General features: G+C 61.9%; 22 protein-coding genes. 11 read left to right on the top strand and 11 right to left on the bottom strand.

Translation table 11 applies throughout. The features are described from left to right. The first annotated feature begins 127 nt into the window (after nucleotides 1-127). Nucleotides 128-568 (top strand): anti-virulence regulator CigR family protein, encoded by a 441-nt coding sequence (locus tag KUA23_RS00175; protein WP_078046221.1) that lies wholly within the window; start codon nucleotides 128-130, stop codon nucleotides 566-568. 172 nt (nucleotides 569-740) lie between these two features. Next, nucleotides 741-2,399 carry a BBE domain-containing protein gene (locus KUA23_RS00170; protein ID WP_252993272.1) on the top strand — a complete coding sequence of 553 codons (1,659 nt, stop codon included), beginning with the start codon at nucleotides 741-743 and terminating at the stop codon, nucleotides 2,397-2,399. Nucleotides 2,400-2,437: 38 nt separating this feature from the next. On the opposite strand, the gene KUA23_RS00165 is transcribed toward KUA23_RS00170, so the two are convergent. The 6 genes from KUA23_RS00165 to KUA23_RS00140 all read right to left on the bottom strand — a co-directional run bounded on the left by KUA23_RS00165 (nucleotide 2,438) and on the right by KUA23_RS00140 (nucleotide 8,105). Then, the gene (locus KUA23_RS00165) at nucleotides 2,438-3,742 is read right to left on the bottom strand and encodes an MFS transporter (RefSeq protein WP_078046219.1); all 1,305 of its coding nucleotides are present in this window, start codon (nucleotides 3,740-3,742) and stop codon (nucleotides 2,438-2,440) included. 177 nt (nucleotides 3,743-3,919) lie between these two features. Next, nucleotides 3,920-5,068: a galactonate dehydratase gene (gene dgoD / locus KUA23_RS00160; RefSeq protein ID WP_003170741.1), complete on the bottom strand. Its 1,149-nt coding sequence runs from the start codon at nucleotides 5,066-5,068 to the stop codon at nucleotides 3,920-3,922. Between the two features lie 47 nt (nucleotides 5,069-5,115). After that, a complete protein-coding gene (locus KUA23_RS00155) occupies nucleotides 5,116-5,736 on the bottom strand; it encodes a 2-dehydro-3-deoxy-6-phosphogalactonate aldolase (RefSeq protein WP_214497106.1) in 621 nt (206 codons plus the stop codon). 1 nt (nucleotide 5,737) lies between these two features. After that, complete coding sequence (locus tag KUA23_RS00150; RefSeq protein ID WP_078046217.1) at nucleotides 5,738-6,697, bottom strand: 2-dehydro-3-deoxygalactonokinase; 960 nt, start codon at nucleotides 6,695-6,697, stop codon at nucleotides 5,738-5,740. 96 nt (nucleotides 6,698-6,793) lie between these two features. Then, the gene (locus KUA23_RS00145; RefSeq protein ID WP_078046216.1) at nucleotides 6,794-7,123 is read right to left on the bottom strand and encodes a DOPA 4,5-dioxygenase family protein; all 330 of its coding nucleotides are present in this window, start codon (nucleotides 7,121-7,123) and stop codon (nucleotides 6,794-6,796) included. Nucleotides 7,124-7,154: 31 nt separating this feature from the next. Further along, nucleotides 7,155-8,105 carry a choline sulfate utilization transcriptional regulator gene (locus tag KUA23_RS00140; protein WP_100491826.1) on the bottom strand — a complete coding sequence of 317 codons (951 nt, stop codon included), beginning with the start codon at nucleotides 8,103-8,105 and terminating at the stop codon, nucleotides 7,155-7,157. Nucleotides 8,106-8,208: 103 nt separating this feature from the next. On the opposite strand from KUA23_RS00140, the gene betC reads away from it, so the two are divergent. From betC to KUA23_RS00125, 3 genes are all read left to right on the top strand, one after another. After that, nucleotides 8,209-9,723 carry a choline-sulfatase gene (gene betC / locus KUA23_RS00135; protein WP_078046214.1) on the top strand — a complete coding sequence of 505 codons (1,515 nt, stop codon included), beginning with the start codon at nucleotides 8,209-8,211 and terminating at the stop codon, nucleotides 9,721-9,723. A 15-nt stretch (nucleotides 9,724-9,738) separates the two neighbouring features. After that, the gene (gene choX / locus KUA23_RS00130; RefSeq protein WP_078046213.1) at nucleotides 9,739-10,653 is read left to right on the top strand and encodes a choline ABC transporter substrate-binding protein; all 915 of its coding nucleotides are present in this window, start codon (nucleotides 9,739-9,741) and stop codon (nucleotides 10,651-10,653) included. A gap of 155 nt (nucleotides 10,654-10,808) precedes the next feature. Then, the gene (locus KUA23_RS00125) at nucleotides 10,809-12,377 is read left to right on the top strand and encodes a SulP family inorganic anion transporter (protein ID WP_099493340.1); all 1,569 of its coding nucleotides are present in this window, start codon (nucleotides 10,809-10,811) and stop codon (nucleotides 12,375-12,377) included. Nucleotides 12,378-12,491: 114 nt separating this feature from the next. Here KUA23_RS00125 and aroE read toward each other — a convergent pair whose 3' ends face one another. Beyond that, nucleotides 12,492-13,310 carry a shikimate dehydrogenase gene (aroE, locus tag KUA23_RS00120; protein ID WP_252993271.1) on the bottom strand — a complete coding sequence of 273 codons (819 nt, stop codon included), beginning with the start codon at nucleotides 13,308-13,310 and terminating at the stop codon, nucleotides 12,492-12,494. Then, complete coding sequence (hemF, locus tag KUA23_RS00115) at nucleotides 13,310-14,242, bottom strand: oxygen-dependent coproporphyrinogen oxidase (protein ID WP_078046211.1); 933 nt, start codon at nucleotides 14,240-14,242, stop codon at nucleotides 13,310-13,312. The genes aroE and hemF overlap by 1 nt, the downstream gene beginning before the upstream one ends. Before the next feature lie 159 nt (nucleotides 14,243-14,401). On the opposite strand from hemF, the gene KUA23_RS00110 reads away from it, so the two are divergent. Continuing rightward, nucleotides 14,402-15,379, top strand: a complete 978-nt coding sequence (locus tag KUA23_RS00110; protein WP_078046210.1) for a quinone oxidoreductase family protein — start codon at nucleotides 14,402-14,404, stop codon at nucleotides 15,377-15,379. 131 nt (nucleotides 15,380-15,510) lie between these two features. On the opposite strand, the gene tsaC is transcribed toward KUA23_RS00110, so the two are convergent. The 3 genes from tsaC to KUA23_RS00095 form a co-directional block, all read right to left on the bottom strand. After that, nucleotides 15,511-16,068, bottom strand: a complete 558-nt coding sequence (gene tsaC, locus KUA23_RS00105; protein ID WP_252993270.1) for an L-threonylcarbamoyladenylate synthase type 1 TsaC — start codon at nucleotides 16,066-16,068, stop codon at nucleotides 15,511-15,513. A 54-nt stretch (nucleotides 16,069-16,122) separates the two neighbouring features. Beyond that, entirely contained in the window at nucleotides 16,123-17,217 is a 1,095-nt protein-coding gene (gene dprA, locus KUA23_RS00100) for a DNA-processing protein DprA (RefSeq protein WP_252993269.1), read from the bottom strand. Between the two features lie 63 nt (nucleotides 17,218-17,280). Continuing rightward, nucleotides 17,281-18,057, bottom strand: a complete 777-nt coding sequence (locus KUA23_RS00095) for a peptidoglycan-binding protein (protein WP_252993268.1) — start codon at nucleotides 18,055-18,057, stop codon at nucleotides 17,281-17,283. A 135-nt stretch (nucleotides 18,058-18,192) separates the two neighbouring features. Here KUA23_RS00095 and def point away from each other — a divergent pair, with 135 nt between their 5' ends. The 5 genes from def to KUA23_RS00070 all read left to right on the top strand — a co-directional run bounded on the left by def (nucleotide 18,193) and on the right by KUA23_RS00070 (nucleotide 22,780). Further along, on the top strand, nucleotides 18,193-18,699 hold the full coding sequence (gene def, locus KUA23_RS00090) for a peptide deformylase (RefSeq protein ID WP_029290229.1): 507 nt from the start codon (nucleotides 18,193-18,195) through the stop codon (nucleotides 18,697-18,699). A gap of 69 nt (nucleotides 18,700-18,768) precedes the next feature. Further along, on the top strand, nucleotides 18,769-19,722 hold the full coding sequence (gene fmt / locus KUA23_RS00085) for a methionyl-tRNA formyltransferase (RefSeq protein WP_078046206.1): 954 nt from the start codon (nucleotides 18,769-18,771) through the stop codon (nucleotides 19,720-19,722). Beyond that, nucleotides 19,719-21,029 (top strand): 16S rRNA (cytosine(967)-C(5))-methyltransferase RsmB, encoded by a 1,311-nt coding sequence (rsmB, locus tag KUA23_RS00080; RefSeq protein ID WP_252993267.1) that lies wholly within the window; start codon nucleotides 19,719-19,721, stop codon nucleotides 21,027-21,029. The genes fmt and rsmB overlap by 4 nt, the downstream gene beginning before the upstream one ends. Nucleotides 21,030-21,051: 22 nt before the next feature. Beyond that, on the top strand, nucleotides 21,052-22,425 hold the full coding sequence (gene trkA, locus KUA23_RS00075) for a Trk system potassium transporter TrkA (protein WP_065875588.1): 1,374 nt from the start codon (nucleotides 21,052-21,054) through the stop codon (nucleotides 22,423-22,425). 43 nt (nucleotides 22,426-22,468) lie between these two features. Continuing rightward, nucleotides 22,469-22,780, top strand: a complete 312-nt coding sequence (locus KUA23_RS00070; protein WP_100491831.1) for a hypothetical protein — start codon at nucleotides 22,469-22,471, stop codon at nucleotides 22,778-22,780. Nucleotides 22,781-22,791 lie beyond the last annotated feature (11 nt).

Genomic DNA, 22,791 nt, shown 5'->3' with positions numbered 1-22,791 from the left:
AAGCAGTAGGTAAAGTTCCTGATACAGAGGAATCAACCCGCTCGGGCACGGCCTAAACATCAAGACCAAGGGATTTCGAACCTCGTTCGAAATCCCTTTTTTGCTTGTGTGCCCCGAGGAATACCCGATGAAAATGCCTAAATCCGTGATTGCAGGCCTTGGCGTGCTGGTGCTTGGCGCCAGTGCCCTGGTGCAGGCCGCGCCGTATGACCAAGGCGGCCCCGACCGTGGCGGCCCGCAAGGCCAGCACGAACAACGTGGCGACGACCATCGCGGCCCGCAGGACAACCGTCGCGGCGGCCCACCCCAGGACTTCGGCCCGGTCCGACAGATCATCCATGACAACCACGGCCAGTTTTCACGTGGCGCGCCACCGCCACCCAACGTACGGCTGGTGCGCGGCCAGCCGATGCCCCGTGGTTACTACGGCGAACGCCTCGACAACCGCGCCCTCGCACGCCTGCCGGTGTACCCAGGTTATGAGTGGCGCCGTTCGGGGCCGGATGTGGTGCTGATCGCAGTGGGAACAGGCATCGTCTACGAGATCCTCGACGGCGTACTCAACTAACCCCCCAGCGCCTTCACCTTTTCCGCTAGGCTTGAGGGTGGACATTGCGTCCTCCCTCAACGCACTTCATGCCTATTGCCGTCTAACCGCCTGCGCAAGCCCCGCATTCCTTGCCCTCCCGGTCGTTAAGTTAGCCGCATCAGAAGTCATTCTTGGCTCTTTGGAGTACATCATGGCATTTGATCTCATTACCGCTGCGGACCGTCGTCATTCAACGCTGCAAAAAGGTTTCAACCTGCGCTGGCCGCTGGGCAATGTGCAGGGTGAATCGTCGTCGAACGGCGCCAACTTGATTTATCTCTGTTATAGCCCCCAGGACATCATCGACGCCGCCGCCCAGGCGTTGGCGATCCCCGATGGCCGGATTACGGTGCGCAGCGGTGGCCACTGCTATGAGGGTTTTGTCGCGAACAAGATGCCCGACAGTCCCAACGAAGTGCTCTCGATCATCGATATCAGCCAACTGAACCAAGTGGTCTACGACGCCACGGGGCAGATCACCTCACAACTGGTGCCCGCCTCGCCTCATCGCTACAGCTACCGCCTGGAAGCGGGCGGCCAGAACTGGGATGCCTATGTGGCGCTGTACAAACTGGCCAACACGAGCCTGCCCGGCGGCTCGTGCTATTCGGTCGGGCTGGGTGGCCATATTTGCGGCGGTGGCTACGGGGTGCTGTCACGCAAGGATGGCCTGGTGTGCGATTGGTTGAGCGGCGTCGACATACTGGTGCCGAACGCCCAGGGCAACGGCCTGGTCCCTGTGCATGTCGCCCGCAACAGCGCCCAACAGGACGAACTGGATCTGTTCGCCGCCTGCTGCGGCGCAGGCGGCGGGCAGTTCGGGATTATCACCAGTTACTACTTCGAACGTTTGCCACAAGCCCCCAAGGAAGTACTGTGGCTGGTACTGGAATGGGACTGGTCCCTGCTGACCAAGCCAGCCCTCGACAGATTGCTGGCGGCCTATCAGGACTGGTTTGCCCGCAACCAGGCCAACCCGGACACCTGGGGCCTGGCGACCAAACTGGAGATGCGCCATCAGAACACTGGCAACGTCACGATGGATGTTCATTACGTGGACAAGCAGGGCGAGTTGAATGATCAAGCGCCCTTTGAAGACTTTGTCAGGTCGATGCTCAATGCCATCGGCATTCCTGCCACCGAATGCCTGAGTCCTTCCCCAACGACCCACCTGCCACGCAGCAACCCGCCAGGGCCGACGATCAATTCACTGACGTCTGCCCTGGCGGCGACCCGTCGAATGGATTGGCTGCATTGCCAGCAGACACTCAACGGCTCAGGGCCCAACCAGCGTGGCCGGTATAAGTCGGCCTACCAGAAGGGTATTTTCACCGCCACTGTGCTGCAGGCGATCTGGGACACGCTGACGTGGGACGATCCCGATAAACGGCTGACTCAAAGCCTGATCCAGATCCAGTCCTTCGGTGGGCAAATCAATCAGGCCAGCGCCGCCGTGCGGCGGGAATCATCGGTTGCACAGCGTTCGTCCTACTTGAAGTGGCAACCACAATGCTACTGGCGTGACGAAAGCAGCGCTTCGGATCAAGCCCATGCGCAATGGATCCAGGGACTGTTTTTCGCGGCATTTGCCAATGACAACGGCGTTCCGGTCAATGCCCAGTTCGAAGGGTGCTACATCAATTACCCCGACCGCGACATGCTGTTTATCGACGGCGACCCCAGCAAGGGACCCAACCCGCAGTGGTACAAGATCTTCTTCCCCGACCTCATGATTGAAAGCCGCCTGCGCCGCACCAAGCAGCGCTGGGACCCGCTGAATGTGTTCCGTAACGAGATGTCGGTGCCCTGAGCCGAAATGAAAAAGGGCGACCGCAAGGTCGCCCGTTTTTACAACTCGATCCGCTCGACTTTACCGACCAGCAACACGTAGGAAAGCGCCCCGAGCAGGGCCAGCACCGCGATATAGGTAATCGCCGGCGCAAACGAATCACCGCTGGCCAAAAAGCCGATCACAATCGGCGTGGCAATCGCCGACAGGTTGCCGATGAAGTTGAACACCCCACCGGTCAGCCCCAACAGGCGCGCCGGTGCCAGGGTCGACACCAGCGACCAGGTAATCGAAGCCAGGCCATTGCCAAAGAACGCCACCGCCAGGAACGCAATCACCCAGGCCGTCGAGTCGACATAGTTGGCGCCGATGATCGCCGTGGAAATCAGCAGCCCGCCAATGATCGGCAACTTGCGCGCAAACCCCACCGACGCGCCGCGACGAATCAGCCAGTCGGAAAAGATCCCGGAACACAGGACGCCGACAAACGCCGCCAGGAACGGCAACGATGCCAGCAGGCCGGATTTGATGAAGTCCATCCCGCGATATTTCACCAGGTAGGTGGGGAACCACGTCAGGAAAAACCACAGCGTGGAGTTCAGGCAGAACTGCCCCAGGTAGATGCCCCAGAGTTTGCGCTTGCTCAGCACGATCCCCAGGTCGACCCAACTGAACGGGGCCTTGGCGGTTTTTTCCTGCATGTCCACCAGGCCGCCGCCTTCGCGGATCAGCTCGATTTCAGCGGCGTTGGCGCCTTTGAAATCCTTCGGCTCGCGATACACCGCGTACCAGATGATCCCCCACAGGATGCCAACGCCACCGGTGACGACAAACACCATGTGCCAGCCGAAGGCGTGTTGCAGCCAGGCCAGTACCGGCGTGAGGAATGCCAGCCCGACAAACTGCCCGGAGGTGTAGAAGCCAATCGCCGTGGCGCGTTCGCGCTCGGGAAACCAGGTGGTGACCACGCGGCTGTTGATCGGATACGCCGGGGCTTCCAGGGCCCCCACCGCCATGCGCAGCACGAACAACGCAATAAAGCTGGCAGCGAAGCCGAGCATCACGGTGGCGATGGACCACAAGATCAGTGCGACGGTATAGAGAATGCGCGGCGGCACGCGGTCCACCAGCCAGCCGCCAGGGATCTGCATGGCTGCATAGGTCCAGCCGAACGCGGAGAAAATCAGCCCGACGTGCACTGGGTCGATGCCCAGTTCGCTGGTCAGTGCCGGGGCGGCGATGGACAGGTTGCTGCGGTCGAGGTAGTTGATCACCACGGTGATAAACAGCAGCACCATGATGAAGAAACGCTTTCTGGTAGGCGTGACTAAAGATGCCTGCCCGGTGAAGGATTCAGGGTGCATGGGGGGTGCCTCTTCTTATGTTTGTTGAGGACAAGTCTTACTGAAGGAACCGGATCTAAATGTGGGAGCTGGCTTGCCTGCGAAGACCGTGTATCAGTGCCAGCGATGCAAGCTGACCCACCGCCTTCGCAGGCAAGCCAGCTCCCACATTTTTTACCGCGTTCCTTCAGAGGACTATTACCACTCGGCGAAGCTGCCGTCGGCATGCCGCCAGATCGGGTTGCGCCAGCGGTGACCAATGGCAGCGCGTTCGATCACGTATTCTTCGTTGATCTCGATGCCCAGGCCCGGTCCGTTGGGAATCTTCACGAAGCCTTGGTCGTAGTCGAACACGCCCGGATCGCGCACGTAGTCGAGCAAGTCATTGCTCTCGTTATAGTGAATGCCCAGGCTTTGCTCTTGGATAAACGCGTTGTAGCAGACCGCATCCAGTTGCAAACACGCCGCCAGGGCAATCGGACCCAGCGGGCAGTGCAGTGCCAGGGCCACGTCATAGGCCTCGGCCATGTTGGCGATCTTGCGGGTTTCGGTGATGCCACCCGCGTGGGAAGCATCGGGCTGGATGATGTCGACATAGCCTTCGCTGAGCACACGCTTGAAGTCCCAGCGCGAGAACAGGCGCTCGCCCAGGGCAATCGGGGTGCTGGTCAGCGGTGCCAGTTCTTTCAGCGCTTCGTAGTTTTCGCTGAGCACCGGCTCTTCGATAAACATCAGCTTGTAGGGGTCCAGCTCCTTCATCAGCACCTTGGCCATGGGCTTGTGCACGCGGCCATGGAAGTCGACGCCGATGCCGACGTTGGGTCCGACCGCATCACGCACGGCGGCGACGTTGGCCAGGGCCAGGTCGACCTTTTCGAAGCTGTCGACGAACTGCAGCTCTTCGGTGCCGTTCATTTTTACCGCCGTGAAGCCTCGGGCTACGGCCTCTTTGGCAGCGCGGGCGGTGTCTGCGGGGCGGTCGCCGCCGATCCATGAGTACACGCGGATCTTGTCGCGCACCTGGCCACCGAGCAAGTCGCTGACGGACACGCCGAGGGCCTTGCCCTTGATGTCCCACAACGCCTGGTCGATACCAGCGAGGGCGCTCATGTGCACGGCGCCGCCGCGATAAAAGCCGCCGCGATAGAGCACGGTCCAGATGTCTTCGATATTGCGTGGGTCTTTGCCGATCAGGTAGTCGGACAGTTCTTCAACGGCAGCCGCCACGGTGTGAGCGCGGCCTTCGACCACGGGCTCACCCCAGCCGGTCACACCCTGGTCGGTCTCGACCTTGAGGAAGCACCAGCGCGGCGGGACGATAAAGGTCGTCAGTTTGGTGATTTTCATCTCTTGTCTCTCTTATAGATGCAGCGCCAGGGGCGCGAAACTTGATGTCAGCTCAGGGCTTTCCAGGCGGCGACATAAGCCTGGGCGCGGCTCGCTACCTGATCCACGGTCATACCCGGTTTGAACAACCCGGAACCCAGCCCGAAACCTTTGGCGCCGGCGTCGGTGAACACCTGCATGTTGTCCGGGGTAATGCCACCCACCGGCAGCAGCAAAGTGCCTGCCGGCAATACCGCCAGCCACGCCTTGATCACCGCCGGGCCCATCTGCTCGGCCGGGAAGAGCTTCAAAACGTCGGCGCCTTCGGCCAGTGCGGCGAAGGCTTCGGTTGGCGTCGCGACACCCGGCGACAGAAACAGGCCTGCGGCTTTGGCGGCGCGCAACACCTTGGCATCGCTGTGAGGCATTACGATTACCTGACCACCGGCTGCCTTCACCTGCTCGACTTGCTCAGGCGTCAACACCGTACCGGCACCGATCAGGCAATCGGCGGGCAGGCTGTCGCGCAGGGTGCGGATGCTGGTGTAAGGGTCAGGCGAATTGAGCGGGACTTCGATTACACGAAACCCGGCCTGGTACAGCACCTGGCCGACGGCCTGGGCTTCGTCCGGGCGAATGCCACGCAGAATGGCGATCAAACCGTTTTGCGCGAGTGCTTGCTTGAGCATGTCAGGCCTCCGATACAAGTTGAGTGAGCCCGGCCGCTACGGCCAGTTGCCACAGGCCACGCTCGGTGGCTTCTTGTGCCAGGCTGACGTGGGCAAAGCCGCAAAGGGCGAGGGCGCGTTGATAGCGGGCGCAGAGGGGAGCGGCGCCGACCAGGACGATCGGCTGGTGTTTTGCGCTGTCGGGCAAACCGGCGAGTTCATGGCCGATGAGCAAGCCCGAGAGGTAATCGGGCTGCTGGTCAGGAGCGAGTTCGCCGGTGAGTCCCAGGGTGCGTGCGCTGAACAGGGTCGACAGCACACCGCGCTGGCCGTCCTCTGACAGCGCCACCTGCACGCCTCGGTCAAAGGCGTCGGCCTGGAATCGTTCGCTGGGTTGCTGGGTGCGCCCGAGGATGCTGTGCTTGCTCAGCACCGCGAACAGCTCGCCGGTCATAAAGGTGTCGAAGTGGGTGATGCAGCCCTCGACCACCTCGACCCACTTGGAATGGCTGCCGGGCAGGCCGATCAACCCATCCGCGCTCAGCCCTTGCAGCACGCCCAATACTTGGGTTTCTTCGCCGCGCATCACGTTGGGCAAGCCAACGTGCTCAATCACGCCCGGCACGATATTCACATCGACCCCACGCAAACTGCGCACGCGGTGCAGGGCCTGGCCCAGGCTCGCCACGTCGACCGGGGTGTTGCGATAGGCCGCTTCGCTCCAGCCCTGGGCGCTGCCGACCATGCCGCAGGCGATCACCGGCAGGTTTGGCGCGGCGTCGAGCCAATCGCCGCAGGCCGCATCGAACGCCAACTCGAAGCCATCGCTGCAGCGCACGCCGGCGATGTCCCGCGGCTCGCTGGGCAAATGCATGATGCCCCACCCCAGCGAGCGCTGTTCGAGCACCACGCCTGCGGGGCCGAGTTTATAAGCACGAAGGGAGCTGGTCCCCCAATCGAGCGCGATCAATTGCGCCTGCATCGCTTCACCTGAGTTCTGAGCGGATGCAGCGAATATAAACCTATGGGCGAGAAAGTCTCAATATATAAATATTGATCCCATATTTAGGGATGCAGTTTAGGAAAAGGCTGACAAGTCCAGCTCCCGCATCGCACCCATCCAGACCGCATAGTCGGTGTGATCCTTCAGGTCATCGCCCGTATCGGGGTGCAGGAACACCACCAGCCCATTGCGATGGATCACCAGCCACGGCAGCACCACGCCGATGTATTCCGGCTCGAACGCCAGCTGGCAGCTCCAGTCTGGGTGCGGGCCCACCGGGCGTTCATGCACACGGCCCATGCGCAGTGGGAAGAGTTTGGCGGCGTCTTCGCACAAGGTGCGCGCCTGGTCGATCGTGTGTGCGTCGAAGTAGATATGGGCGTGGTAGCCCTTGATACGTTGCATAGCGGGCTCCGGATCCAATATGCGCCAGATGCTAGACCGCAATGGACGGCAGGGCCAGCCCGGTCAAGGACTGCGCGCTGCTGGCTTGCTCGGCCACCAGCCAGTCAACGAAACGCTCGACCAATTGCCCCCGACGTTTGCGCTGGGGTTGCACCACGTAATAGCCAAAGCGCGAGATCACCGTGTCGCTGACCGGCCGGCACAACCAGCCCTGTTCCAGCAGGTTATCCACGAGGTGCCGCCAGCCGATAGCCACGCCCTGGCCAGCAATCGCCGCCTGAATGAGTAGGGTGTAGTTGTCGAAACGCAGTTGGCCGGGCGTTGGCGCGCTGGCGATGCCCAGCTCACGGAATACGCCGCTCCAGTCGAACCACTGGCTGTTGTTTTCCTGACGCAGGTGCAACAAGGGAAAATCGTGCAAATTTTGTACAGACAGTGGGCTGGCCTGTGCCTGGAGCCATTGCGGGCTGCACACCGGGAACACTTCCTCGTTGAATAGCCACAGGCTGTCACCTTGCTTGAAACGACCGTCGCCAAACAGCACCGCTACGTCGATGTCGCTGCGCAAGGTCGCGTGGTTGCGTTCGCTGGTGACCAGGCTCACATCCACCTGGGGGTTCGCCGCGTGAAAGCGATGCAGGCGCGGCATCAGCCAATAGGCAGCGAAGGCGAAGTCGGTGGCCACTTGCAGCACTTCGTGCTGATCTTGCTGGGTGATCGCGCTGAGGCCCGCGTTGATGGCCTGCAAACCGCCCTGCACATGCTCGAACAGCAGGGCGCCAGCATCGGTGAGTTCGATGCCACGGTAGATGCGATCAAACAGACGGATCGCCAGTTGCTCTTCCAAGCGCTTGATCTGCTGGCTGATCGCAGGCTGGGTGGTGCCCAGTTCCATCGCGGCGGCGGTAAAGCTGCGATGACGGGCTGCCGCTTCAAAGGCGCGCAGCAGGTCGAGGGACAGGTCACCGAGGGCTTCATACATAAGCTGTGCTTATCCTAGACATTGCTTTTCATGGGCTTTACCCCATTTTCCATGGGCTGCATGCTCATTCGCATAAACACCGCCTATGGAATGCCGATAGATCATGAAGCGCAAGAACATTCTTTTCATCATGGCCGACCAAATGGCCGCACCCCTGCTTCCGTTCTACGGTCCTTCGCCGATCAAGCTGCCCAACCTGAGCCGCCTTGCCGCGCAAGGCGTTGTGTTCGATGCCGCCTATTGCAACAGCCCGCTGTGCGCACCGTCGCGCTTCACCCTAGTGAGCGGGCAATTGCCGAGCAAGATTGGCGCCTACGACAACGCCGCCGATTTCCCCGCCGATGTGCCAACCTACGCCCACTACCTGCGTCGCCTCGGCTACCGCACCGCACTGTCGGGCAAGATGCACTTCTGCGGCCCCGATCAACTGCACGGTTACGAAGAGCGCCTGACCAGTGACATCTACCCCGCCGACTATGGCTGGGCGGTGAACTGGGACGAGCCGGACGTGCGCCCCTCCTGGTACCACAACATGTCGTCGGTGCTGCAAGCCGGGCCATGCGTGCGCACCAACCAGCTGGATTTCGACGAAGAGGTGGTGTTCAAGGCCCAGCAATACCTGTTCGACCATATCCGTGAAGACGGCGACCAGCCGTTTTGCCTGACCGTGTCGATGACCCACCCCCATGACCCGTACACCATTCCCAAGCCGTTCTGGGACCTGTACGACGACGCCGACATCCCTTTGCCGACGACCCCTGCGCAAGGCGATCTCGACCCCCACTCCCGGCGCCTGCTCAAGGTCTACGACCTGTGGGACAAGCCGCTGCCTGTGGATAAGATCCGCGACGCACGCCGTGCCTATTTCGGCGCGTGCAGCTACATCGACAGCAATGTCGGCAAGCTGCTGCAGACCCTGGAAGATACCGGCCTGGCCGATGACACCCTCATCATCTTCTCCGGCGACCACGGCGACATGCTCGGCGAGCGGGGCCTCTGGTACAAAATGCACTGGTTTGAAATGGCCGCCCGCGTACCGCTGCTGATCAGTGCGCCAGGGCAATTCGCGGCGGGCCGCGTCAGCAAAGCCGTGTCCACCGCCGACCTGTTGCCGACCCTGGTGGAACTGGCCGGCGGCGAGTTGGACCCGCGCCTGCCGCTGGACGGCCGCTCGCTGGTTCCGCACTTGCAAGGGCAGGGCGGGCACGACGAAGTGTTCGGCGAATACATGGCTGAAGGCACCATCAGCCCACTGATGATGATTCGCCGTGGCGCCTACAAATTCATCTACAGCGAAGACGACCCTTGTCTACTGTTCGATGTACACAACGACCCTCGGGAGCAGGAAGAACTCAGCCAGTCGCCGCAGCATCAGGCGCTGTTTGCAGCCTTCCTGGACGAGGCGCGGGCCAAATGGGACATCCCGGCGATCCACCAGCAGGTGCTCGCCAGCCAACGTCGCCGCCGTCTAGTGTTTGACGCACTGACCCAGGGCAAGCTGAAGAGCTGGGATCACCAGCCACTGGTGGACGCCAGTCAGCAATACATGCGCAACCATATCGACCTCGACGACCTGGAGCGCAAGGCACGTTATCCACAACCCTGCCAAAACCAATAACACTGAGGGAAGGCCATGCAAAAGTTAACTGTGATGCTGGGGCTCCTGGCGCTGGGAAGCGCCAATGTTTACGCAGACGCCAGTTGTGAAACGGTAAAGATGGCCGATCCCGGCTGGAGCGATATCGCCGCCACCAATGCCATCACCGGTTTCCTGTTGAGCGGCATGGGCTACAAGGCCAAGGTCGACACCCTCGCGGTGCCGATCACATTTGGCGGGCTCAAGGACGGTCAGGTAGACGTGTTCCTCGGCAACTGGATGCCGGCGCAGCAGGGCTTCTACGACAAGTTCGTGGCCAATGGCGATGTGGTGCAACTGGCGAAGAACCTCGACGGCACTGAGTTCACCCTCGCCGTGCCCGACTATGTGTGGGACGCCGGGGTGCATGACTTTGCCGACCTGAACAAATTTGCCGACAAGTTCGACAAGAAGATCTACGGCATCGGCTCCGGCGCGCCGGCGAACATCTCGCTGCAGGAGATCATCAAGAAGAACGACTTCGACCTTGGCCAATGGAAGCTGATCGAGTCCAGCGAACAAGCGATGCTCGCCGAAGTGTCGCGGGCGGTGAAGAAGCAAAAGTTCGTCACCTTCCTCGGCTGGACCCCGCACCCGATGAACGTGCAGTTGAAAATGCACTACCTCAAAGGCGGAGAGAAATACTTTGGTGACACCGGCAGCGTGTATACCTTGACCCGCAAGGGCTATGCACAAGCCTGCCCGAACGTAGGAAAGCTGCTGACCAACCTGAGTTTTACCCAGGAGATGGAGAACAGCATCATGGCCGAGGTGGCCAACAACAAGGTCAGCAATGCCGAAGCGGCGAAGGCGTGGATCAAGGCCAACCCGGCGGTATTGGATAAGTGGCTGGATGGCGTGAAGACCGTGGATGGCAAGGATGCGCTGGCCGCTGTAAAAGCCAAACTCTGAGCCTCAAACTGGCTTGTGTGGGAGCTGGCTTGCCTGCGATAGGATCACCTCGGTCTTACTGACAGACCGAGTCGCCTGCATCGCAGGCAAGCCAGCTCCCACAGGGACCGGTGTGTGCTGATAACCTGATGCAAACCTTTCAATCCGAGCCTTTCATGCCCCGGCCCAACCGCCAATCACTTTTCCCCTTTCTCGCCTGGCTGCCGCGCCAGACCCGCGCCAGCGTCGGTCGGGACGCACTGGTTGGCCTCAGTGGCGCCGTGCTCGCCCTGCCACAGTCGATTGCCTACGCGCTGATCGCCGGCCTCCCCCCCGAATACGGCCTTTACGCCGCGATCATCCCGGTGTTGATCGCCTGCCTCTGGGGCTCCTCCTGGCACCTGATCTGCGGGCCCACGGCGGCCATTTCCATTGTGCTTTACGCCAGCGTCAGTCCCCTGGCTGTGCCGGGGTCCCAGGACTACATCACGCTGATCCTGCTGCTCACCTTCCTCGCCGGCATCTTCCAGTGGCTGCTGGGCATGCTGCGCTTTGGCGCGCTGGTGAATTTTGTCTCTCACTCGGTGGTGCTCGGTTTCACCCTGGGCGCCGCAGTGGTGATCGCCCTGGGACAGTTGCCCAACCTGTTGGGGCTGGACCTACCGAGCCAGGCCACGGCAATCAATAGCCTGCTGGCACTGATCCACCACAGTGGCGAATGGGACCGTGCGTCCCTTGCCCTGGGGTTGGGCACTTTACTGCTGGGCGCGCTGCTCAAATACCTGCTGCCGCGCTGGCCGACGTTGTTGATCGCCCTGGCACTGGGCAGCTTGGTGGCGTGGCTGTGGCCGGCGATGTTCGGGCATGTGGCGCTGGTCAGTTCGTTTATTGGCAAGCTGCCGCCGTTCAGCCCGTTGCCGATGGACCTGGACATGATCTTGCGCCTGCTGCCCAGCGCCGTGGCGGTGGGCATGCTCGGGCTGGTGACCAGCCTGTCGATTGCCCGCTCGCTGTCGGCCCGTTCGCAACAATTGCTCGATGCCAACCAAGAGGTTCGCGCGCAGGGTTTATCCAATATCGTGGGCGGATTTTTCTCCGGCTACCTGTCAGCCGGTTCCTTTACGCGCTCCGGCCTCAGCTACGAAGCAGGCGCCTGCTCGCCGTTGGCTGGCGTGTTTTCCGCTCTGTGGGTGGCGTTGTTCGCATTATTCGGTGCAGCGTTGATTGCGCACATCCCGATACCGAGCATGGCCGCAAGCATCCTGTTGATTTGCTGGGGCCTGGTGGACCATCGCGGCATTCGAGCGTTGTTCCGTGTGAGTCGCGCCGAGTTTGTGGTGATGGGCCTTACCTGCGTCGCCACTTTGCTACTGGAGCTGCAGACGGCGATTTATGCCGGGGTACTGGCGTCGCTGTTTTTCTACCTCAAGCGCACCTCGCAACCACGGGTACAGCAATGGCGCGACGGGGATGAGGATGTGCTCCGGGTGGGCGGCTCGATCTTTTTCGGCGCCAGCCATTACCTGCAAGTGCGCCTGCAGAGCCTGCAGGGTGAACGGGTGGTGATCGAGGCCCAGCAGATCAACTTTATCGACTATTCCGGTGTGGAGATGCTGCACCAGGAGGCGCGGCGACTACGTGGGTTGGGACGTAGTTTGACCTTGCGCCGGGCTCGGCCGCAGGTGATGGAAGAGTTGAGGAAACTGGAAGGGGCCGACAACTGCCCCATCCAGTTCCAAGACTGAAAACGATCAACAATGTGGGAGGGGGCTTGCCCCCGATAGCGGTGTGTCAGCCATGGATGTATCAACTGACACTCCCTCATCGGGGGCAAGCCCCCTCCCACATTCGGATCAGTGTCAGATCAACTGGCGGCGCAGCTCAGCCAACACTGGCGCCGAATCCGGGCGCACGCCGCGCCACAGGAAGAACGCTTCCGCCGCTTGCTCAACCAGCATGCCCAGGCCATCCATCGCCACGGCTGCGCCTTGTTCGTTGGCCCAGCGGCAGAACGCGGTCGGCTCCTTGGCGTACATCATGTCGTAGCAAAACGTCTTGCCTGGTTCGATCAGGCTGCCGGCAATCGGCGGTAAATCGCCTGACAGGCTGGCGGAGGTGGCGTTGATGATCACGTCCACCGGCTCACGCAGCCAGTCGAAACCACTGGCAGACACCGGGCCCAGATCGTCGAACAACTCGGCGAGCAATTCCGCCTTTTCCACGGTGCGGTTGGCGATGATCAGCGAGGCCGGCTGCTCGGCCAGCAGCGGCTCCAGCGCGCCACGTACCGCGCCACCCGCGCCCAGCAACAGGATGCGCTTGCCTTGCAGGGTCAGCCCGGCATTGACCGTGAGGTCGCGCACCAGGCCGGCGCCGTCGGTGTTGTCGCCCAGCAGGCTGCCATCGGCCAGCTTGCTCAGGGTGTTCACCGCACCCGCGCGTTGGGCGCGCTCGGTGAGGCTGTTGGCCAGGCGGTAAGCGTCTTCCTTGAACGGCACTGTGACATTGGCGCCTCGGCCCTGTAGAAAAAACTCACGGGCGCAGCCGGTGAAATCCTCCAAGGGCGCGAGCAAGGTGCTGTAGTCCAGTTGCTCGCCCGTCTGCTCGGCGAACATCCGGTGGATCAGTGGTGACTTACTGTGGCCGATGGGATTGCCGAAGACGACATAACGGTCCATCAGACAGCCGCCTTGGGCGTGGCAACGCCCAGCCAGTCGCGGTCTTGCAGGAAGTAGTCGGTGAGGCGTGCCTCTTCGCTGCCGGCCTGGGCCTTCCAGTCATAGCTCCAGCGCACTTGCGGCGGCAGCGACATCAGGATCGACTCGGTGCGCCCGCCCGACTGCAGGCCGAAGAGGGTGCCACGGTCATAGACCAAGTTGAATTCTACGTAGCGGCCACGGCGGAATTCCTGGAATTCGCGCTGTTGCTCGGTGTAGGCGATGGCCTTGCGGCGCTGCACAATCGGCAGGTAAGCGTCGATGTACGCGTCGCCGATGGCGCGAATGAAGGCGAAGCAGGTGTCAAAGTCCCACTCGTTCAAGTCATCGAAGAACAGACCGCCGATACCGCGCGGTTCGTTGCGGTGCTTGATGTGGAAGTAGGTGTCGCACCAGGCCTTGTAGCGCGAATACACGTCCGGTCCGAACGGCGCACAGGCCTGCTCGGCCACGCGGTGCCAGTGGATGCAGTCTTCTTCGTTGCCGTAGTAAGGCGTGAGGTCGAAACCGCCGCCGAACCACCACACCGCCTCTTCGCCTTCTTTTTCGGCGATGAAAAAACGCACATTGGCGTGGGAAGTCGGCACATGAGGATTGTGTGGGTGGATCACCAGCGACACGCCCAGGGCCTCAAAACCACGGCCGGCCAGTTCAGGCCGATGCGCGCTGGCGGACGGTGGGAGGCCGCTGCCAAACACGTGGGAAAAGTTAACGCCGCCTTTTTCGATCACCGAGCCGTTTTCGATCACACGGGTGCGACCACCGCCACCGGCAGGCCGGGTCCAGGCGTCTTCGATAAAGCGAGTGTCCGTCTCGAAGGTTTCCAGGGCGCTGCAAATACGGTCTTGCAGGTCAAGCAGGTAGGCCTTTACAGCCTCGGTGCGGGTAGTCATGGCATCACCTTGAATCGGGCAAAGCTACGCGAGGCCATTGGGCGTCGGCGGCAAATGGGCGCACAGGATACCACTGCACCCCATTGCGCCGCAGTTGACGAAGATCAAGCTTAGGAGTGGGATAGGGGGCTACGCGAATTCGACCCAAGGAGAAGGCAGATGGCAAAACGTATCCAGTTCAGCGCCCATGGCGGCCCCGATGTACTTGAGTATGTGGACTACACGCCGGCCGAGCCGGGCCCGCAGCAGGTTCGCGTGCGCAACGAGGCGATCGGCCTCAACTTCATCGACACCTATTTCCGCAGCGGCCTGTATGCGCCACCCGCGTTGCCATCGGGATTGGGCGCAGAGGGCGCTGGCGTAGTCGACGCTGTCGGTAGCGAAGTCACCCAATTCAAGGTCGGCGACCGCGTGGCCTACGGCAGCGGCCCGCTGGGCGCCTACAGCCAATTGCATGTGTTGCCCGCCGCCAACCTGGTGCACCTGCCCGACGACATCAGCTTCGAACAAGCCGCCGGCGCCATGCTCAAGGGCCTGACCGTGCAATACCTGTTGCGCCAGACCTATGAACTCAAAGGCGGCGAAACCATCCTGTTCCATGCCGCCGCAGGTGGCGTGGGCTCCCTGGCCTGCCAATGGGCCAAGGCCCTGGGCGTCAAGCTGATCGGTACCGTGAGTTCGCCGGAAAAAGCCGCGCTGGCCAAATCCCTCGGCGCCTGGGAAACCATCGACTACAGCAAGGAAGACGTCGCACAGCGCGTGCTGGAGTTGACCGACGGCAAAAAAGTCCCAGTAGTGTATGACGGTGTCGGCAAGGACACCTGGCTGACGTCGCTGGACAGCGTCGCGCCGCGAGGGCTGGTGGTAAGTTTCGGTAATGCGTCGGGCGCGGTGGACGGGGTGAACCTGGGGATCCTGTCGGCCAAGGGCTCGCTGTACGTCACCCGGCCGACCTTGGCGACCTATGCCAACAACCCGCAGAACCTGCAGGTGATGGCCGATGACCTGTTCTCGATGATCAAGAGCGGCAAGGTGCGCATTGATATCAACCAGCGCTACCCGCTGGCGGAAGCGGCGAAGGCGCAGACGGAGTTGTCGGGGCGGCGCACGACGGGGTCGACCATTCTGTTGCCGTAAGGCAACCGATATCTGGAGTCTGTAAGGGCCTCATCGCGGGCAAGCCCGGCTCCCACATTTGACCGCGTTGTCATGAAAGACGCGGATCAGGTGTGGGAGCCGGGCTTGCCCGCGATGGCCACACCTCGGTCTCAAGCAGGCCGCACCACCTCACCCGTCGCCAGATCGCGAATCAGGCTCGGGTTCTTGCGCCCACCCAGGGCGCCACCCAACACCAGGTCCACCTGGCCACGGAAGTACTGCTCCACGCGAATCCGCGTGCGTGCCGCCGGGCGGCCCTGCGGGTTGGCCGAGGTGGAAATCAACGGCCCCACCAGCGAGCACAAGTCGCACACCAGTGGATGGTCCGTCACGCGCAGCGCCACGGTGTCGTGCACACCCGTTACCCATTCCGGCAGCAAATCCTGGTGCGGTACCAGCCAAGTATTCGGCCCCGGCCAGGTGCTGGCCATGCGGTCGATCCAATCCTGCGGGAAGTCTTCAAACAGGAAGTCGAACTGGCGGATGTTGTCCGCCACCAGGATCAGGCCCTTGTCCACCGAACGGTTCTTGATGGCGAGCAAACGGTCCACTGCTTCTTCGTTCCACGGGTCGCAGCCCAAGCCCCAAACCGCTTCGGTTGGATAGGCAATCACTGCGCCTGCGCGAATTTCTCGTGCGGTTTCCAGCACACGCCACCGGTTGACCATTGTTCACTCTCCAGACTAAAGCTCTGCGCAGTTTACCGATCTTCGTTACAAAACCTAGCAGCGCGCAAGCCAGCGTCCGCTTTCGCAGATGACCTGGCCTTCGAGCTCAAGCTCGGTCAGGGTCGCCAACACCTGGGACAACGGCCGCCCACTGGCAATCGACAGCGCCTCACTGGTGTGGGGCGCCGCGTGCAGCAGCGCCACGAGCGGATGCACGACAGGGATCGGCGTCGGGCGGGACAGGGCCTGCCAGCCGCGCAACCCTTCAAGAATGTGCTCGATGGTTTCCACCAACACCGCACCGTCGCGGATCAACTGATGACAGCCCTTGGCACCGGGATGGTGGATGGAACCCGGAATGGCATACACCTCCCGTCCTTGCTCGGCCGCCAGTTTCGCGGTGATCAGCGAACCGCTGGCCATGCTGGCTTCCACCACCAGCACGCCCAGGGACAGGCCACTGATGATGCGGTTACGCCTGGGGAAGTTGCCGGCCTGGGGCGGAGCGTCCAGGGGAAACTCGGAAACCACGGCGCTGCCCTGGTCAATCATCGCCGCTGCCAACCGTTTGTGGCGCTGTGGATAAAAATTTTCAAGCCCGGTGCCGAGCACGCCGATTGTCTGGCCGCCCACGTCCAATGCCGCTTGATGGGCGGCGCCGTCAATGCCCAAGGCCAGGCCGCTGGTGATGACAAAACCCGCGCTCGCCAAACTGCGGGAAAACGCAGCCGCCGTGTCCATGCCAGGACGGGATGCACGACGGCTGCCCACCATCGCCAGTTGCGGTTTTTCCAGGATCAGAGGGTCCCCTGCAACGAATAACAGCGGTGGCGCGTCATCGATCTGGGCGAGCAACGCGGGGTACTCCGGCTGGTCCCACATCAGCAAATGCTGGCCCGGACGCGCCAGCCAGGCCAATGCCGCACTGGCACCGTCGCGGATTTCATGACTGCGCCGTGCATCGGCACTGGTGGCAGGCAAGCCCAGTGAACGCCAGGCACTGGCGGGGGCGCTGATCGCCTTCGACGCAGAGCCGAAGGCTTCGATCAGTAGGTGAAAACGTTTCGGACCCAGTTCCGGCAGCCTGTGCAAGCGTAGTCGGGCTTCCAGTTCTGACGGGGATATTTCATGATTGTTTATCGGATTCATTGGATCGTCCTTGACCAGAACAAGCTGTGGATAACTCTGTTGGTAACTTATTTAGCAGGCTATTTATTGTGTTTGATGAGCAGTCTCGAAACGGTCCATCACCACCAAGGGTCGTGAGGCACTGAGCACCAGGCCGTAACTGAGCTTTTCGTAGGTGCGAAACACCAGCAGGGTGCCGGCGTGCTCATCGGGAAGTGCCACCGGGGCACCAGTGAGGGTGTCGCGGACGGTGGCGCCTGTCTTGATCACGCTGAGCAGTTGGCCTTCGGCCAGGCCATCGCGGCGACCTTTGTTGAGCGTGACGGCATCGAGCACGCCGATCTGAGTGACGCCTTTGGGGATATCGATGATTTGCCCTTTCACGAAAGCCGCGCTTGGCTTGCGCGAAAAAGTCGCCGGGTCGACGGGAGACTCCGCGCTTAACAGGCGGTCGCCGGGTCGCACCTCTTGAGTGACCCGCTGTACGGCCAGGGTCGTCAGGTCGCCGGCCACGACAAATTGCGCCGTGCCGATGTCGTCGGCATTGATGCCCAGCAGCTCCTGGGTCTGAGGGTCGGTATAGACCTTGCCGCGTCGGAATATTCCGTAATGGGGTTGGGAAGGTTCCAGGTTGCCTCGGGCATACACCCGCTCACCGTTAGCCCCCAGCACACGCCCTGCATCGGCGGCGATAATGTAAGGGGCGTTGTCCAGATCCTGGGGCGAATCAAGAATGCGGTTATGCAGTAAAAAGCGCTGTATGGCCTGTTGCGTCGTTTGATCCAGACGCTGGACGGGCTGGGGCAGCAGGGCCATGGCAAGCGGGGCCCACAGCAGCAAGACGAGTAGCGATTTCCTCATGGGGTGAATCTCCTTTATTATGTGCGTTCGCGTGAAATGCCAGGGCCTTCGCGGCTTAGGGACGTTTCACACCGGCTGTCTGGGTCCATCCCAAAGCCGATTTGCCTCTACCTCACATGTGCAGCAATTACGCTTATGGCTATTTTGAACATCCTCGAATTTCCCGACTCGCGCCTGCGCACGATCGCCAAACCGGTGGCCGTAGTGGACGACAAGGTTCGTCAGTTGGTCGATGACATGTTTGAAACAATGTATGAAGCCCCGGGCATCGGCCTCGCCGCTACCCAGGTCAACGTGCATCTGCGCGTCGTGGTCATGGACCTGTCGGAAGATCGCAGCGAACCGATGGTGTACATCAACCCAGAGTTCGAACCGCTGACCGACGAGATGGGTGAATACCAGGAAGGCTGCCTGTCGGTGCCGGAGTTCTACGAGAACGTCGAACGCCCGCTGCGCGTCAAGATCAAGGCCCTGGACCGCGACGGCAAGCCGTTCGAGCTGATTGCCGAAGGCCTGCTGGCGGTGTGCATCCAGCACGAATGCGACCACCTCAATGGCAAGCTGTTTGTCGACTACCTGTCCACGCTCAAGCGCGACCGGATCAAGAAGAAGCTGGAAAAAAAGCATCGCCAGCAAGCTTGATGCCCTTCTTCCAAAGGCTTGCTGCGGCAAGCCTTTTTCTTTTGTGACTGCTTTTAACCGAGAACTCCCATGACCGAGCCACTGCGCATTGTTTTTGCCGGTACCCCCGAATTTGCCGCCGAACACCTCAAGGCGCTGCTTGCCAGCCCTTATGACATCGTCGCGGTATACACCCAGCCGGATCGCCCGGCCGGTCGCGGGCAAAAACTGATGCCGAGCCCGGTCAAGCAGTTGGCGCTGGAGCACGACATTCCCGTGCTGCAACCGCCGACCTTGCGCAATGCCGAGGCCCAGGCCGAACTGGCGGCGCTCAAGCCAGACCTGTTGGTGGTCGTTGCCTACGGCTTGATCCTGCCGCAAGCGGTGCTGGATATCCCGCGCCTGGGTTGCATCAACAGCCATGCGTCGCTGCTGCCACGCTGGCGCGGGGCGGCGCCGATCCAGCGGGCCGTGGAAGCCGGCGACAGCGAGAGCGGCGTGACCGTGATGCGCATGGAGGCTGGCCTGGACACCGGCCCGATGTTGCTGAAAGTCACCACCCCGATCACCGCCGCAGACACCGGCGGCAGCCTGCACGACCGCCTTGCCGAGCTGGGCCCGCCTGCCGTGATCCAGGCCATTGCCGGCCTGGCAGCCGGTACGCTGGAAGGCGAAATACAGGACGACAGCCTCGCGACCTACGCCCACAAACTGAACAAAGACGAAGCGCGCATCGACTGGAGCCGCCCGGCCGTGGAGCTGGAACGCCTGGTACGCGCCTTCAACCCGTGGCCGATCTGCCATAGCACGCTAAATGGCGAAGCCTTGAAAGTGCTGGCCGCAACCCTGGCCGAAGGCAGGGGCGCGCCCGGTGAAATCATCGGCGCCAGCAAGGACGGCCTGTTGGTCGCTTGCGGCGATCAGGCGCTGTGCCTGACCCGTCTGCAATTGCCCGGGGGCAAGGCGCTTAATTTCAGCGATTTGTTCAACAGCCGTCGTGAGAAATTTGCCCTGGGCACCGTCCTCGGGGTGGTCGCCCAATGAACCCGCGTCTGGCCGCCGCCAAGGCTCTCGCCGCCGTTCTCAACGGCAAGGCGTCGCTGAACAGTTCATTGCCGACCCAGTTGGACAAGGTCGAAGACCGCGATCGCGGTTTCACCCAGGACCTGGCCTTTGGCACGGCCCGCTGGCAGCCACGCTTGTCGGCGCTGGCGGCCAAGCTGCTGCAGAAGCCGTTCAAGGCCGCCGATGCGGATGTCGAGGCGCTGCTGCTGGTGGGCCTGTATCAGTTGCTCTATACCCGCGTCCCCGCTCACGCCGCGATCGGCGAAACGGTCGGTTGCGCCGACAAGCTGAAAAAACCTTGGGCCAAAGCCCTGCTCAATGCCGTGCTGCGCCGCGCCCAGCGCGAAAGCGAAGCGCTGCTGGCCGAATTGGAACATGACCCGGTGGTGCGCACCGCCCATCCGCGCTGGCTGCAAAAATCCCTGAAGGCGTTCTGGCCTGAGCAGTGGGAAGCCATTTGCGCGGCGAACAATGCGCACCCGCCGATGATCCTGCGGGTCAACCGTCGTCATCACAGCCGTGACGCCTACCTGCAATTGCTCACCACCGCCGGCATCAATGCCACGCCGTGCGTGTACAGCGTCGACGGCATCGTGCTCGAAGCGGCCACCGATGTGCGCAGCCTGCCGGGCTTTGCCGAAGGCTGGATCAGCGTGCAGGACGAAGCGGCGCAACTGGCTGCCGACCTGCTCGACCTGGCGCCCGGCCAACGCGTGCTGGATGCCTGCTGCGCGCCAGGCGGCAAGACCTGCCACATCCTTGAGGTACAACAAGACCTCGCCGGTGTGGTGGCTGTCGACCTGGAAGCCAAGCGCCTGGTGCGCGTGCGCGAAAACCTCGCCCGCCTGGGCCTCAGCGCCGAACTGATCGCCGCCGACGGCCGCGACACCGCCACCTGGTGGGACGGCAAACCGTTCCAGCGCATCCTGCTCGATGCGCCGTGCTCCGCCACTGGGGTGATCCGTCGCCACCCGGACATCAAGCTCACCCGCCAACCCGATGACATCGCCGCGCTGGCCGTGCTGCAAGGCGAATTGCTCGACGCGCTGTGGCCAACCCTGGAAGTCGGCGGCATCCTGCTCTACGCCACCTGCTCCACGTTGCCGACTGAAAATACCGAGGTGATCGAAGCCTTCCTCGCCCGCACCAGCGGCGCCCGGGAGCTGGACCTTGCCACCACGGCCGGCATCAAGCAGCCCCATGGCCGCCAGTTGCTCGCGCAAGAAGGCGGACACGATGGCTTCTACTACGCCAAACTGATCAAGATCGCCGCCGCGCGCGGCTGAATGGTTTTAAGGGAGTGACCGGATGAAAATCATCATCCTTGGGGCAGGGCAGGTCGGCGGTACGCTGGCCGAACATTTGGCCAGTGAAGCCAACGACATCACCGTGGTCGACACTGATGCCGAGCGCCTGCGCAACCTCGGCGACCGCCTGGACATCCGCACGGTGCAGGGTCGCGCGTCGTTTCCAACCGTGCTGCGCCAGGCCGGCGCTGACGATGCCGACATGCTCGTCGCCGTGACCAACAGCGACGAAACCAACATGGTCGCCTGCCAGGTCGCCCACACCCTGTTCCACACCCCGACCAAGATCGCCCGCGTGCGCGAAGCGGCCTATCTGACCCGCGCCGGCCTGTTCGACAACGATGCGATTCCGGTGGACGTGTTGATCAGCCCCGAGCAAGTGGTCACCCACTACATCAAGCGCCTGATCGAAATCCCCGGCGCCCTGCAGGTGATCGACTTTGCCGGCGGTAAGGCGCAACTGGTCGCGGTAAAGGCCTATTACGGCGGCCCGCTGGTGGGGCAGCAACTGCGTCAGTTGCGCGAGCACATGCCGAATGTGGAAACCCGCGTAGCCGCGATTTTCCGCCGTGACCGCCCGATCCTGCCCCAGGGCGATACGGTGATCGAGGCTGACGACGAAGTATTTTTCATCGCCGCCAAGGCGAATATTCGCGCGGTCATGAGCGAAATGCGCCGCCTCGACGAGACCTACAAACGCATCGTCATCGCGGGGGGAGGGCAGATCGGCGAGCGCTTGGCCGAAGCCATCGAAAGCCGCTACCAGGTCAAGATCATCGAGATGAGCCCGGCACGTTGCCGGCATTTGTCCGACACCCTCGACAGCACCGTCGTCCTGCAAGGCAGCGCCTCGGACCGCGACCTGCTGATGGAAGAAAACATCGCCGACGCCGATATCTTCCTGGCCCTGACCAACGATGACGAAGCCAATATCATGTCGTCATTGCTGGCCAAGCGGCTGGGTGCGAAAAAGGTGATGACCATCATCAACAACCCGGCTTATGTGGACTTGATCCAAGGTGGCGATATCGACATCGCCATCAGCCCGCAGTTGGCCACCATCGGCACCTTGCTCGCCCACGTGCGCCGTGGCGATATCGTCAGCGTGCACTCCCTGCGTCGAGGCGCGGCGGAAGCCATCGAGGCGATTGCCCACGGTGACTCGAAATCGAGCAAGGTGATCGGCAAGGCCATCCGTGATATCGGCCTGCCGCCGGGGACGACCATAGGCGCGATCATTCGTGATGAAGAAGTGATCATCGCCCATGACGATACGGTGATTGAAACCGGGGACCATGTGATCCTGTTTCTGGTGGATAAGAAACATATTCGCGATGTGGAGAAGTTGTTCCACGTGGGGCTGAGTTTTTTCTGATGGCGCTACCGCCGGCAAGCCGGCTCCTACAGGGGGGGGTTGTATGCTTGAGTCACTGGAGAAAATGCTCGCCAAGGGTGTGGATAACGCGCTGCTGCGATTTGGCTTGGGCAAGGGTTATCTGGACTTGAAAGACAACGCCAAGGCGGCGGAGCATCTGCAAAAGTGCGTCGAGTTTGATCCGAAATATTCGGCGGCGTGGAAGCTTCTGGGCAAGGCGCAGTTGGGCTTGGAAGATCGTTCGGCGGCGCGGCTGGCGTGGGAGAAGGGCATCGAAGCGGCCCAGGCCCATGGCGACAAACAAGCTGAAAAAGAGATGACGGTGTTCCTGAAGAAACTCGACCGCCAACCTTGAGCCGATTCCTT

Origin of the sequence: Pseudomonas pergaminensis, from assembly GCF_024112395.2 — a bacterium.
In the GTDB taxonomy this organism is placed as follows: Bacteria; Pseudomonadota; Gammaproteobacteria; order Pseudomonadales; family Pseudomonadaceae; genus Aquipseudomonas; species Aquipseudomonas pergaminensis.
The sequence above is the reverse complement of the archived record's forward strand: the minus strand, read 5'-3'. Positions and strand labels throughout refer to the sequence as shown.

Coding starts and splice junctions, on each gene's coding strand:
- aroE (WP_252993271.1), bottom strand. CDS start 13,310: ATGGACCGTTATGTCGTCTTCGGCAATCCCATCGGCCACAGTAAGTCA.
- KUA23_RS00170 (WP_252993272.1), top strand. CDS start 741: ATGGCATTTGATCTCATTACCGCTGCGGACCGTCGTCATTCAACGCTG.
- dgoD (WP_003170741.1), bottom strand. CDS start 5,068: ATGAAAATCACCAAACTGACGACCTTTATCGTCCCGCCGCGCTGGTGC.
- KUA23_RS00125 (WP_099493340.1), top strand. CDS start 10,809: ATGCCCCGGCCCAACCGCCAATCACTTTTCCCCTTTCTCGCCTGGCTG.
- tsaC (WP_252993270.1), bottom strand. CDS start 16,068: ATGGTCAACCGGTGGCGTGTGCTGGAAACCGCACGAGAAATTCGCGCA.
- KUA23_RS00165 (WP_078046219.1), bottom strand. CDS start 3,742: ATGCACCCTGAATCCTTCACCGGGCAGGCATCTTTAGTCACGCCTACC.
- KUA23_RS00070 (WP_100491831.1), top strand. CDS start 22,469: ATGCTTGAGTCACTGGAGAAAATGCTCGCCAAGGGTGTGGATAACGCG.
- dprA (WP_252993269.1), bottom strand. CDS start 17,217: ATGAATCCGATAAACAATCATGAAATATCCCCGTCAGAACTGGAAGCC.
- KUA23_RS00155 (WP_214497106.1), bottom strand. CDS start 5,736: ATGCTCAAGCAAGCACTCGCGCAAAACGGTTTGATCGCCATTCTGCGT.
- fmt (WP_078046206.1), top strand. CDS start 18,769: ATGACCGAGCCACTGCGCATTGTTTTTGCCGGTACCCCCGAATTTGCC.
- hemF (WP_078046211.1), bottom strand. CDS start 14,242: ATGACTACCCGCACCGAGGCTGTAAAGGCCTACCTGCTTGACCTGCAA.
- def (WP_029290229.1), top strand. CDS start 18,193: ATGGCTATTTTGAACATCCTCGAATTTCCCGACTCGCGCCTGCGCACG.
- choX (WP_078046213.1), top strand. CDS start 9,739: ATGCAAAAGTTAACTGTGATGCTGGGGCTCCTGGCGCTGGGAAGCGCC.
- KUA23_RS00175 (WP_078046221.1), top strand. CDS start 128: ATGAAAATGCCTAAATCCGTGATTGCAGGCCTTGGCGTGCTGGTGCTT.
- betC (WP_078046214.1), top strand. CDS start 8,209: ATGAAGCGCAAGAACATTCTTTTCATCATGGCCGACCAAATGGCCGCA.
- KUA23_RS00095 (WP_252993268.1), bottom strand. CDS start 18,057: ATGAGGAAATCGCTACTCGTCTTGCTGCTGTGGGCCCCGCTTGCCATG.
- KUA23_RS00145 (WP_078046216.1), bottom strand. CDS start 7,123: ATGCAACGTATCAAGGGCTACCACGCCCATATCTACTTCGACGCACAC.
- trkA (WP_065875588.1), top strand. CDS start 21,052: ATGAAAATCATCATCCTTGGGGCAGGGCAGGTCGGCGGTACGCTGGCC.
- KUA23_RS00150 (WP_078046217.1), bottom strand. CDS start 6,697: ATGCAGGCGCAATTGATCGCGCTCGATTGGGGGACCAGCTCCCTTCGT.
- KUA23_RS00140 (WP_100491826.1), bottom strand. CDS start 8,105: ATGTATGAAGCCCTCGGTGACCTGTCCCTCGACCTGCTGCGCGCCTTT.
- KUA23_RS00110 (WP_078046210.1), top strand. CDS start 14,402: ATGGCAAAACGTATCCAGTTCAGCGCCCATGGCGGCCCCGATGTACTT.
- rsmB (WP_252993267.1), top strand. CDS start 19,719: ATGAACCCGCGTCTGGCCGCCGCCAAGGCTCTCGCCGCCGTTCTCAAC.